Source organism: Aeromonas rivuli (genome assembly GCF_000820045.1).
Classification (GTDB): domain Bacteria; phylum Pseudomonadota; class Gammaproteobacteria; order Enterobacterales; family Aeromonadaceae; genus Aeromonas; species Aeromonas rivuli.
Window position 1 is genome coordinate 525,050 of sequence record NZ_CDBJ01000027.1, and the last position, 11,275, is coordinate 536,324.

At 58.5% G+C, this 11,275-nt stretch carries 11 protein-coding genes and 2 tRNA genes; 6 read left to right on the forward strand and 7 right to left on the reverse strand.

Annotated elements, in window-relative coordinates:
- Positions 1-47: 47 nt before the first annotated feature.
- The 3 genes from BN1130_RS06650 to orn all read right to left on the reverse strand — a co-directional run bounded on the left by BN1130_RS06650 (position 48) and on the right by orn (position 1,090).
- Positions 48-123, reverse strand: a tRNA-Gly gene (locus BN1130_RS06650).
- A 56-nt stretch (positions 124-179) separates the two neighbouring features.
- Positions 180-255, reverse strand: a tRNA-Gly gene (locus BN1130_RS06655).
- Between the two features lie 289 nt (positions 256-544).
- On the reverse strand, positions 545-1,090 hold the full coding sequence (gene orn, locus BN1130_RS06660) for an oligoribonuclease (RefSeq protein ID WP_042040969.1): 546 nt from the start codon (positions 1,088-1,090) through the stop codon (positions 545-547).
- Between the two features lie 93 nt (positions 1,091-1,183).
- Between orn and rsgA the strand changes: the two genes are divergently transcribed.
- Genes rsgA through BN1130_RS06680 form a run of 4 tightly spaced genes read left to right on the forward strand, consistent with a single transcriptional unit; the run spans position 1,184 to position 3,682 of the window.
- Positions 1,184-2,218: a small ribosomal subunit biogenesis GTPase RsgA gene (rsgA, locus tag BN1130_RS06665; protein ID WP_042040970.1), complete on the forward strand. Its 1,035-nt coding sequence runs from the start codon at positions 1,184-1,186 to the stop codon at positions 2,216-2,218.
- 42 nt (positions 2,219-2,260) lie between these two features.
- A complete protein-coding gene (asd, locus tag BN1130_RS06670) occupies positions 2,261-3,151 on the forward strand; it encodes an archaetidylserine decarboxylase (protein WP_042041024.1) in 891 nt (296 codons plus the stop codon).
- Positions 3,148-3,444, forward strand: coding sequence for a VF530 family protein (locus tag BN1130_RS06675; RefSeq protein WP_042040971.1), 297 nt, complete (start codon positions 3,148-3,150; stop codon positions 3,442-3,444). The genes asd and BN1130_RS06675 overlap by 4 nt, the downstream gene beginning before the upstream one ends.
- A complete protein-coding gene (locus tag BN1130_RS06680) occupies positions 3,434-3,682 on the forward strand; it encodes a DUF2960 domain-containing protein (RefSeq protein ID WP_042040972.1) in 249 nt (82 codons plus the stop codon). The genes BN1130_RS06675 and BN1130_RS06680 overlap by 11 nt, the downstream gene beginning before the upstream one ends.
- Positions 3,683-3,804: 122 nt before the next feature.
- On the opposite strand, the gene BN1130_RS06685 is transcribed toward BN1130_RS06680, so the two are convergent.
- Entirely contained in the window at positions 3,805-4,299 is a 495-nt protein-coding gene (locus BN1130_RS06685) for a hypothetical protein (RefSeq protein WP_040319391.1), read from the reverse strand.
- A 176-nt stretch (positions 4,300-4,475) separates the two neighbouring features.
- Between BN1130_RS06685 and BN1130_RS06690 the strand changes: the two genes are divergently transcribed.
- On the forward strand, positions 4,476-6,440 hold the full coding sequence (locus tag BN1130_RS06690; RefSeq protein ID WP_042040973.1) for a putative bifunctional diguanylate cyclase/phosphodiesterase: 1,965 nt from the start codon (positions 4,476-4,478) through the stop codon (positions 6,438-6,440).
- 184 nt (positions 6,441-6,624) lie between these two features.
- Here the strand turns inward: BN1130_RS06690 and rraB are convergent, their stop codons facing one another.
- Positions 6,625-6,960 (reverse strand): ribonuclease E inhibitor RraB, encoded by a 336-nt coding sequence (rraB, locus tag BN1130_RS06695; RefSeq protein ID WP_042040974.1) that lies wholly within the window; start codon positions 6,958-6,960, stop codon positions 6,625-6,627.
- A 378-nt stretch (positions 6,961-7,338) separates the two neighbouring features.
- Here rraB and BN1130_RS06700 point away from each other — a divergent pair, with 378 nt between their 5' ends.
- Positions 7,339-9,612 carry an immune inhibitor A domain-containing protein gene (locus BN1130_RS06700; RefSeq protein WP_042040975.1) on the forward strand — a complete coding sequence of 758 codons (2,274 nt, stop codon included), beginning with the start codon at positions 7,339-7,341 and terminating at the stop codon, positions 9,610-9,612.
- Positions 9,613-9,829: 217 nt separating this feature from the next.
- Here the strand turns inward: BN1130_RS06700 and BN1130_RS06705 are convergent, their stop codons facing one another.
- On the reverse strand, positions 9,830-10,810 hold the full coding sequence (locus tag BN1130_RS06705) for a phage integrase (protein WP_042040976.1): 981 nt from the start codon (positions 10,808-10,810) through the stop codon (positions 9,830-9,832).
- 84 nt (positions 10,811-10,894) lie between these two features.
- Positions 10,895-11,275: helix-turn-helix domain-containing protein (locus tag BN1130_RS22600; RefSeq protein WP_232301935.1), on the reverse strand; the 381-nt coding region annotated here is incomplete at its 5' end.

The window sequence follows — 11,275 nt, forward strand, 5'->3', positions numbered from 1 at the left end:
AACTGAGCTATTCCCGCACCGGGTACTGCTGGCGATCTGCAACTGCTTGGAGCGGGAAACGAGACTCGAACTCGCGACCCCGACCTTGGCAAGGTCGTGCTCTACCAACTGAGCTATTCCCGCATCATCTCGGTGTGAAACCGATGCAGCTGCATATCTATTGCTTTTTGAATCGATGTTGGAGCGGGAAACGAGACTCGAACTCGCGACCCCGACCTTGGCAAGGTCGTGCTCTACCAACTGAGCTATTCCCGCACAATCATCAATAAAAAAATCGTGCAGCATTTGGTTGCTTGCGCTACTACACGGGAGCCGAATTATAAGAGCAGAGTGATCAATTGCAAGGGCTTTTTTGTCGGGCAGAGTCCGTTCGCTCAAAAGCTGGTCGAACTGTCGATTTTCCCAACCAATGATGCCACTCCCCCTCTGCCTTGCCATCGAAACAGCCCCACGCAGAGGAGTAACCGCTGCTGACGCTGACAAGGGCTGCGCCCTTGTCACTACCCTTCGGCCACGCTGGCCGCTTGGTACAGCTGGCGGCCCCTTAAATCTTGAAGACGTGGCCGCGGTAGAATTGCAGCTCGGCAATGGACTCACGAATGTCGTCCAGCGCCTGGTGGGAACCGCTCTTGGTGAACTGATCCAGCAACTCGGGCTGCCAGCGGCGTACCAGCTCCTTGATGGTGCTGACATCGATGTTGCGATAGTGGAAGAAGGCCTCCAGCTCACCCATGTGTTTGACCATGAAGCGGCGATCCTGACCGATGCTGTTGCCGCACAGCGGGCTGGTGCGCTCCGGCACCCACTGCCGGATGAAGTCGAGGGTCTCCTTCACGGCGCGGGCTTCGTCATACTCGCTCGCCTGTACCCGAGCCACCAGGCCGGAGCCGGTATGTGTGCGCACGTTCCACTCATCCATCTTGGCCAACTCCGCCTCGCTCTGATGAATGGCGAGCACCGGGCCCTCGGCCAGCACATTCAGATCCTTGTCGGTGATGATGGTGGCTATCTCGATAACCACATTCAGTTCCGGGTCCAGCCCCGTCATCTCCATGTCGATCCATACCAGGTTCTGCGCGCTGACACTCATGCTTGTTCTCTCTCTATTGGGAGGAATGGCGGAACTTTGCCAATTTGCATGTATCATACTGGCTTTGGATCTGTTCATAAACTGGCGAATCGAGTGGCAAAGAAAGCAAAACTCAATCTGGGTCAACAAAGGCGCGTCCAGGTCAACCGCGACAAGCGGCTGCAAAAAGAGCACAACAACCAGGTCGATGACACCCTGTTCGGCCCGGCTATCGAAGGCATGGTGATCAGCCGTTTCGGCCAGCATGCGGACGTGGAAGCGAGTGATGGCAGCATCCACCGCAGCAACCTGCGCCGCAGCAGCATCACCAGCCTGGTATGCGGCGATCGTGTGGTATGGCGTCCGGGCCTCAACGAGGCGACTCCGGGCGTGATAGAGGCGGTACACCCCCGCCACTCGGTGCTGACCCGCCCCGATTTCTATGACGGCGTCAAACCCATCGCCGCCAACATAGACCAGATCATCATCGTCTCGGCGGTGATGCCCGAGTTCTCGACCAACATCGTCGACCGTTATCTGGTAGCCGCCGAAGATGTCGAGATCCAGCCGCTCATCGTGCTGAACAAGGTCGACATGCTCGATGACGCCGCCCGCGTGCGCATCGATGGCCAACTGAGCGCCTACCGAAAACTCGGCTATCAGGTGATCCTGGTCAGTTGCGAGAGCGGTGAAGGGCTCGAGGAGCTCAAGGCCCAGTTCAACGGCAAGATCAGCATCTTCGTCGGCCAGTCCGGGGTAGGAAAATCCTCCCTGGCCAATGCCCTGATGCCCGGCCTGGGTGTCTTGACCGGCGAGATCTCCGAAAACTCGGGGCTCGGCCAGCACACCACCACCACGGCGCGACTCTATCACTTCCCGAGTGGCGGCGATCTCATCGACTCCCCGGGGATCCGTGAGTTCGCCCTCTGGCACCTGGAAGCCGATCGCATCACCTGGTGCTTCGTCGAGTTCCGCGACTACCTGGGGGGCTGCAAGTTTCGCGACTGCACCCACAAGGAGGATCCCGGTTGCGCCCTGCGCACCGCGGTCGAGCGGGGCGACATCAGCGCGGATCGCTTCTACAACTATCACCGCATCCTGGAAACCATGCAGGAAGCCCGCCATGGCCGGCAACAAGCCCGGCTGTGACCCACTAAACCCCTCTTTCTATTAAAAGAGCAGATGAACATCATGAGCATTACTGACAACCTGAAGATTGCCGGTCAATACTGTCTGCCCAAGCATGCCCTCTCTCGCTTGCTCGGCAAGCTGGCTGCCGCCGAGGCGGGCAACCTCACCACCAAGGTGATCGAGGCCTTTATCAAGCAGTACCAGGTCGACATGAGCGAAGCGCTCCATGAAGAGCCCGCGTTCTACAAGAGCTTCAACCACTTCTTTACCCGCGAGCTCAAGCCGGGGATCCGTCCCCTGGTTGACGATCCCATGACCCTGGCCCTGCCGGTAGATGGTACCGTCAGCCAGCTCGGCCCCATTAACCAAGGCCGTATTATCCAGGCCAAGGGCCACGACTACAGTGCCCGCGAGCTGCTGGGTGGTTATGAGGATCTGGTTGCCCCCTTCAAGAATGGTGACTTTGCCACCATCTATCTGGCCCCCAAGGACTATCACCGCATCCATATGCCCCTGGATGGCGTGCTGGAGAGCATGGTGTTCGTGCCCGGCGACCTCTTCTCGGTCAACCCGCTGACCGCCGAAAACGTGCCGAATCTGTTTGCCCGCAATGAGCGGGTGGTCGCCACCTTCCGCACCGCTCATGGCCCCATGGCCCTGGTGCTGGTCGGCGCCACTATCGTCGCCAGCATCGAGACCATCTGGGCTGGCAACATTGCGCCAGCTAAGCAGAAAGGAGCGACCAAACATAAGGAAGTGGTGCGTTGGGACTACAGCGGTGATGAGGCCATCACCCTGCAAAAAGGGGCGGAAATGGGGTTGTTCAAACTCGGCAGCACAGTGGTCTGTCTGTTTGGCCCCGGCATGCTGGCCAGCTTCGATGCGCCGCTGGCGCCCGGCGTCACTACCCGCATGGGTCAGCCCTTTGCCACCCTGGCGAGCGACGCATGAGCGAACCGACCGATAACCCCCAGTCCGACCCGGTTGCGGCCGACAAGGCCCAGCCCAGGAATCCACTTCATGGCCTGACCCTGGAGGCGATCCTGACCGAACTGGTGGCGCACTACGGCTGGGAGGCCCTCGGGCAGCAGATCAATATCCGCTGCTTTACCGACGATCCCAGCATCAAATCCAGCCTGAAGTTTTTGCGCAAGACCCCCTGGGCCCGGGAGAAGGTCGAGAGCCTCTATCTGTACGTCCAGCGCAAGCAGTCCAAAAAGAAGGAAGGCCCCCATGGCGTTTAAAATTACCTACACATACAAGAGTCAGGCCAAGGAAATCGGCTATTCCAACGACAAATTCCGCAGCATCTATGATGCCATCGCGGCCGCCGAAGGGCTCGACCTCAAGGCATTCCACGCCATGGAGGCCCAGTTGGCTCAGGTGTGCCGCCGTGACAAGAAGAGCGTGAAAGATTATCAGGAGAACCACTTCAAGGAGCTGGGTTTCTCCGCCATCACCATCTTCCGCGACGAAGAGTGAGCGTGGCGACAATAAAAAAACCGGGCCTTGGCCCGGTTTTTTTATTGCTGCGTTTTTCATGCCTGCCTGTTTGATGACTCGGCCAGGCAGCCACGCAAGGGCCGGGTCGTTCAGACCCCCTCTTAATTACCCAGGGTGGCGAACAGTCCCTGCTCCAGGGTACCGCGCGAGACGCAAACGGGTGTAATGGAAGGCGCGGCAACCCGCTCACCAGAACCTTCGACGAAGAACAGTTCGGTATTGCCCTTGACGTTGACGGTAGCCACGCTGTTGGTACCGCTCTGGGTGACGATCAGGTTGATCTGCAAGTTGGGGTTACCCAGTGCGACTTTGGATCCCATGGTGCCGCAATCGAGCCACTCCAGACCATCGGCCGCATTCTCGACATTGGCCGTCATCAGACCGGTGGCACGCTGGCTGGTCTCGATCTTGAGGCCGTGGTCGGCAAACCACTTCTCGGCGCGAGCCCAGACCAGATCGACCGGGATCTGCATCTCCTGGGTGTTATTGGTCGCCTTGGCGATCGGCGGGTTATAACGGTACTGCTCACCACCATTGTTGTCCGCTGCACAGCCTGCCAGCAGCAGCGCCAGGGCGCTCCCCATTATCTTTTTCATCTGTCTCTTCTCGTCTCATCATGAGGCCATAGGCCAACCGGCGGCTATTATGGCGCCAGCGTCAACGGCTGTCAGCAGGACAATAAAGAAATGATCGAGGCCCGAGCGGGCTTTACAAAAAGAGTGTCCTATCATAGATTTGCTCGAAACTTGCCCTTTGAGCCCACCTTCACACCTTGTTCACCCCAGATCAGTTGCAAGCCATCATAGATCAACTCCCCATCAGCATTTTCTGCCGGGGTGCAGATGGCCGCTACCTGCTGGTCAATCGCCATTTTGCCCTGCACGCTGGCGCCACGCATCCGGGCGAGCTCATTGGCAAGAGGGATGCGCAGCTCCCCTGGGGAGACGTATTTCACGAGGAGGACAGCCAGATCTTGGCACGGGGTGAGCCCTTGCTGCACCAGCAACAGCTCTGCCTGCGTGACGATAACGAGTTCTGGATAGAGACCCACAAGGTTCCTATCTACGACGAGGAGGGAGCCCCTCTCGCGCTGTTTGGCGTCGTGAGCGAGATAGGGCAACACAAGGAGCTGGAGCAGACCTTCAAGCAGCAGCAGCTGTTGCAACGCCGCTTGCTCGACGCCATACCGGATCCTATCCGGTTCGAGGATCACGACGGCCGGGTGCTCGACTGCAACCAGGCTTTCCTCGATTTCATGGGGTTGCAGGCCAGCGAGGTGCTGGGCCAGAACGTCCGTCAGCACCTGCCCCCCCAGATGCCCATGGGCCGTGGTGAATATTGCCTGCTCGATGCCAAGGGGCAGGGTCGCCATCTGGAGATCATCAGAGTTGAGGTGCCAGACGACAACGGCCTCTCCCTCGGGATACTCACGCTGAGTCGCGACATCACCGGGCTGCGCACCACCCAGGCCCAGTTGCAGCAGGAGCAGCATTACGACAGCCTCACCGGCTTGCTCAAACTCTCCCATTTCCTGCAGACCAGCCGCCATCTCGGCGGGCGCCCAGCCAGTCTGCTGCTCATCGATCTGCAACATTTTCGCGAGATCAACGACAGGTTCGGCATCCGCATCGCCGATCGCCTGCTCAACCAGGTCGCTCAGCGCCTGCAACGCCTGACTCCGGCCAATGCCTTGCTGTGCCGGGTCGCCGCCGATGACTTCGCCCTGTTACTGCCCGAGCTGGACAAACCCCTGGCCGAATGGAGCCAGCGCCTGCAAGGGGAGCTGATGGCACCCTATCAGGTCGAAGAGCATCGCATCCAGATCACCTGCTTCCTTGGCATCGCCCAGGGACGAGCCAATGACGCCGAGCGCCTGCTGGGCCATGCCGAGGCCGCCCTAGCCGAAGGCAAGCGCCTGCAGCAGCACTGCACCCTGTTCGATCCCGAGCTCTACCAGCAGTTGCAACGCCGCAAGCAGCTCAGCGCCGACTTGCCCCAGGCGATCCGCTCGGCCGAGCTCACCGCCGTCTACCAGCCCATCATCTGCGCCAGGCAAGACAAGCTGCATGGCGCCGAACTGCTCTGCCGATGGCCCCACCCAACCCTTGGCATGGTGGCGCCGGACGAGTTTATCCCCCTGGCCGAAGAGCTGGGGCTCATCGGGCGACTCGGCGAACTGATGCTCGAGCAAGGCTGTGCCCAGCTCGCGCGCTGGCAACAGGTGTGGCCAGCTCTCATGCTGTCGGTCAACCTCTCGCCACTGCAGTTCCGCGACCCCGAGCTGGGCCAGCGCATCCAGGCCTGCGCCCTGCGCCATGGCATAACCCCCGCGACCCTGGAGCTGGAAATTACCGAAGGGGTATTGATGGAGAATGCCGACGAGATAGAGCAGAACCTCTCCAGCCTGATCCAGGCTGGCTTCCAGCTTGCCATCGATGACTTTGGCACCGGCTACTGCTCCCTCGCCTATCTGCCGCGCCTCGAAGTCGCCACCCTCAAGCTGGATCGCAGCTTCACCCGGGATCTGGTGAGCAATGCCGCCACCACGGCCATAGTGCGATCCGTCATCGGCCTGGGCCATGAACTCGGTATCCAGATCACCGCCGAAGGGGTCGAGACCCAGGAGCAGCGCCGCTGGTTGACCGAGGCGGGCTGTGACAGGCTGCAGGGCTACCTGTTCAGCCGCCCCCTGCCCCCTCAGGAGTTCGGTCGCAGTTACGGCCTGAGCGATACCTGAGCCCTGGGGCTCCATCCTGCATCCCATCGCCCGCCTGCGCTGTCACAGCTAAAAAAGCGGTCACCCTGGGGTGACCGCTTTTTATATGCTGTACTCCCGGCGCCCTCCATGGCGGCGGTTTGGCCTTCCCTCACCACCTATCTGGCGGCGCCGGGCCCGGGAGATACGGCCTCACCCCTGGATATTACTCCTGGAAGTAAGTGCCCCAGCCATCGTAATCCACCCCGTATTTCTCGAGGATGGGACGCATCTTCTCGATGTCGGCGAGAATACGCTCCACATTCAAGGCGCATTCGGCAGTGGCATCGAAACAGAAGATAGTGGCGCCGTCATCCAGCTCCATCTCTTCGGCATCGGTCACTTCGAAGCCCGCCTTGAACAAGTCCACCGCCGCCTTCTCCAGCAGATCGAAATCCTGGCAGGCGAAGTGGTGCTCTATCTCGTAGTCGAGCTCAGGGTTGCTGCCGTCGGCCAGCAGTTCGGTCACTATGGCGGTCGTTTCGTCGCGCCACTCTTGCATATCCAGACTCATGTTGCCTCCCAGGCGGTATGGTTGCGCAAAGCATACCTGTCCGGCGCGCCCCGCTCAACGAGTGTCGGTGTCCATCTGCCCTTTGTTCAGGCACTCTCCCTCTCCCCCAAATGGGGACATGCCCATTTTGGGGGCTAATCCGCACTATCTGCCATACATCACCTGATGGACCGCACATCCAGCAGACAAGCGCATTCAAACCAGAACGAATGAGTCACCAATAGCCTCTTCTCCAGAACAAGGACGCAGTGAAGCCGCGATGACAAAGGGTACGCATCGGGTTATCAAGGGTCGGCAAGCCGAGCTTGCCGACGAGAGAGGAGCCCCTGCTGGCTCCTTTTTTTCACGTGATGGAGCACGTTAATAATGACTAAAAAAACCATACTGAGCCTGCTGATTGGCTCGACCCTTATGATTGGAAACCAGGTCAGCGCCGCCCCGGTGCATGGCCCCTTCGATGCCCCCCTGGCCGATGAGGCCAAGGTGCTGGAGATGCTCAAGAAGAGTGGCAAGATTGCCACCCTGGCCTCGCCCGAGATGGAGCAGGCCGCCCTGGCCAGCTTCTACCGCCAGAAGGCGCGTGCCCACCAGGGCCATGGTGCCCTGGCGGTGCAGGAGGGCAAGGTGCGCGAGCGCATCCTCAAGAAGATCCGCTTGAACGGCACGGCCCGTCCCGGCGATCGCATCCCCACCCTGCTGCTCAAGTCTATCGAGAAAGAGCACTATCGGGGCGCCAAGCGGCAGGACAAGATCCTCGCCATTCTGGTCGACTTCCCCGACTACCCGAAAAACAGTGTCCGCCCCGAGCTGACCAAGATGTATTACCCGGACTACACCCCGGCGCACTACAACGACCTGCTGTTCTCCCCTAAGGGTTACCAGGGCCCCAATGGCGAGACCTTCATCTCGATGCGCCAGTTCTACGAGCAGCAATCCGGCCAGAGTTACAGCGTGGGCGGTCAGGTGGCTGGCTGGTACACGGCCAGCAAGCCTGCCGCCGACTATGGCAATAACCAGAACGAAACGGCGGTGCGGGAGCTGGTGAAGGAGGCGCTGATCCAGGTTGCCAATGACCCCAGCATCGATCTCGCCGAGTTTGATCAGGAGGATCGCTACGACTTGAACGGCAACGGCAATCGCAACGAACCCGATGGCCTGATCGACCACCTGATGATCTTCCACGCCAGCGTGGGGGAAGAGGCCGGTGGCGGCGATCTGGGTGAAGATGCCATCTGGGCCCATCGCTGGAACCTGGGCAACCCCTACCCCATTCCCGGCACCAGCAGCCCGGCCGGTAACTTCAACGGCCAGTATGCCGCCTACGACTACACCATACAGCCCATCGATGCGGCGGCCGGGGTCTGCGCCCATGAATATGGCCACGATCTCGGCCTGCCGGATGAATACGACACCAAGTACACCGGCAAGGGCGAACCCGTCGCCACCTGGTCCGTGATGTCTTCCGGCTCCTGGGCTGGGGTAATTGGCGGCACCGAACCGACCGGCTTCTCCGCCTGGGCCAAGGAGTTCCTGCAAGCCTCCCTCGGCGGCAACTGGCTGCATGGCAGCAATGTGCATGTCGACGATCTTAGCCGACGCGGCAACGTCTATATGCTGGATCAGGCCAACGACAAGGGACGCAACGATGATGTGGTGCGCATCAATCTGCCCCCGAAACAGGTGCCCCTCAATCCCCCCTACGCCGGCCAGTTTGAATACCATGGTGGTAACGGCAATGATCTGGACAACCGCATGGTCCTCAACCTGGACTTGACCGGCAAACAGAGTGCGACCTTTGGCTTCAAGGCCTGGTACCAGATAGAAGATGGCTTCGACTACGCGCGGGTGCTGGTCAACGGCCAGCCCATTGCGGGCAACCTGACCACCTCGGACGATCCGAACGGCATCGGTTTTGGTATCGGCATCACGGGCCATTCGGGGGGCTGGGTCGATGCCGACTTTGACTTGAGCCCCTGGGCCGGTCAGCAGATCCAGCTCAGCCTGCAGTACCTGAGCGATGGTGGCGTGGCCGAGCAGGGTCTGTTCGTGGACGAGATCCAGATAGTCGCCGACGGCGAGACTCTGCTCAGCGACGGTGCCGAGGCTGCCTCAGCCTTCAGCCTGGCCGGCTTCGTGAAGAGCAATGGCAACGAGGCCAAGGATCACTACTACCTGGCCGAGTGGCGCAACCATGCGGGCGTCGACAAGGGGCTGGCCCACATCAACGTGAGCGACCAGCTGATGCGCTACGAGCCGGGCCTGCTGCTCTGGTACGTGGATAACAGCCAGAGCAACAACTGGGTCGGACAACACCCGGGGGAGGGTTTCCTCGGCGTGGTAGATGCGGATCAGCGCCCACTCACATGGAGCGATGGCGCCGTGGCCAGCACCCGCTACCAGATCCATGATGCGACCTTCAGCCTGGGGATAGCCAAACCGCTCATCCTCAACCGCCCGAGCGGCTCCTTCCTGCAGGATCTGTGGATAGCGCCCAAACGCATCTTCAAGGATGGCAACAGCTATCAGCAGGATGCCATCCCGGATGCCGGCAAGCGCCTGCCCCAGTTTGGCCTCAAGATAGCGGTCACCGGTCAGGCCAGGGACATGAGCACCGGCAGGATCATCGTCAGCAAGCAGTAACATTGATGTCAGTCGAGGCCCCTGCGGGGGCCTTTTCATATTTTAAATTTACAGCTGCCCATTATTCTACGAGCCCAGCCATATCAAGGTATTCACCTTGAAGCCTTGCTATGACTGGTCTAGTGAAAATAAAGCCGTCAGGAGTTGTCAGCTTTGGCAAGCTCTCAGACACTCCTGAAAGAGCCCGAGTGTGGTCATTGGTGTGGACACTTTCCTACTAACCTGCCCCACCTTTCAGCGGGTTAAAGCTAACCGCATCCTGCAAAAAATCAGGGGCAAAATGAGCATAGGTCATCGTCTGCTGGATCGTCGCGTGACCAAGAATCCGTTGCAATACCAAGATATTGCCGCCGTTGGCCATAAAGTGCGTGGCGAAGGTATGCCGTAGTGCGTGCAAGGCCTGTCCTCTGGGAAGGTCTGGCTTCACTGCCTTGATTGTTTCTCGCACCCGCTTGTAATTTGCAGTAGGAAACAATAAACCCTTTTTATTCATTACCCATTCCCGCTCAACATCTTCACTAATCGGCACAGTGCGGCTCTTGCCATTTTTGGTGGCGACAAATGTCACTCGACGATTTACCACATGGCTCGCCTTCAGCTCTGCGATTTCACTCCATCGCGCACCTGTGCTCAAACACAATACCGACACACCAAGATCATCCCCGGTTAATCGAGCAAGAAGTTGCTCAACTTCCGATGGCGTGAAATAGCTCATCGCCCTGGGAGCCTCCCTCAGTTTTTTTAACTCCCTAATCGGATGTTCTCCATGATAGAAGCCACCATCAATGAGGAAGGTAAACATACCGCTTAGCTCAACTATCAAGCGATTGACACTGCTGGCAGCAATACCTGCCGTCAACATGCGGGATCGTAATAGGGTGAGAGTGTGGCAATTGAGCTGGTTGACCCGTAGTTCACCCAGGTAACGATCTGCTCGTTCCAAGGTTCGGCGCGCATGGGCCCCCCATTTTTGAGTTAACCCTTTGTGGACCCACCAAATCTCTATCAGTTCTGCCAGTGAACGGACATCTTTCGACTTACTTTGCCAAGGCTTGTTGTGCTGTGTTGCTAGCACATGCCGTTCAAAAGCAGTTGCCTCATGCTTCTTGTCAAACTTACGCCGGATCCGCTTTCCATTGCGGCCCGTCGGTCTTACATCCACTTGATATTGACCATCATCGAGCTTCTTAATCGACATAGCGAAGCTCTCCGATACTAGATGTTACTGCCCGCTGGCTCAGGCTTTGAGCCTCTATATAGGCAATAAAACGTTGATGTAGGGTTAACCAGTTTGCTGGTCTGAGGGCGGTAACCCGTTGTCGTCTTGCCCAAAGTGTGCGAGAACCGGCGCTATCTGGCCGGATTCGGGTGAAATTTCATCAAACATGTACCAGTCTCGGTATTTTCTAAAGCGAGTGATTTTGAACAACTTTGCTCCCGCCTCAAACGGCATCTTCGCTTTGTCGTTCTCATAACCCAAGTAGCTTGCGTAGTTTATCCCTGTTAAATCAGCAAGTTCTCTTCTGCTCAACCTCTCTGATTCCCTAATGAGCCTCAATTTTTCACCTTGAGGAATTGACATAAGATAAATATCTCCAGATAATCTGAATATCTTCAGTTTTTTTAATTGATGAAAATTATGCTTTAAAGCCCCTGAAAGCTC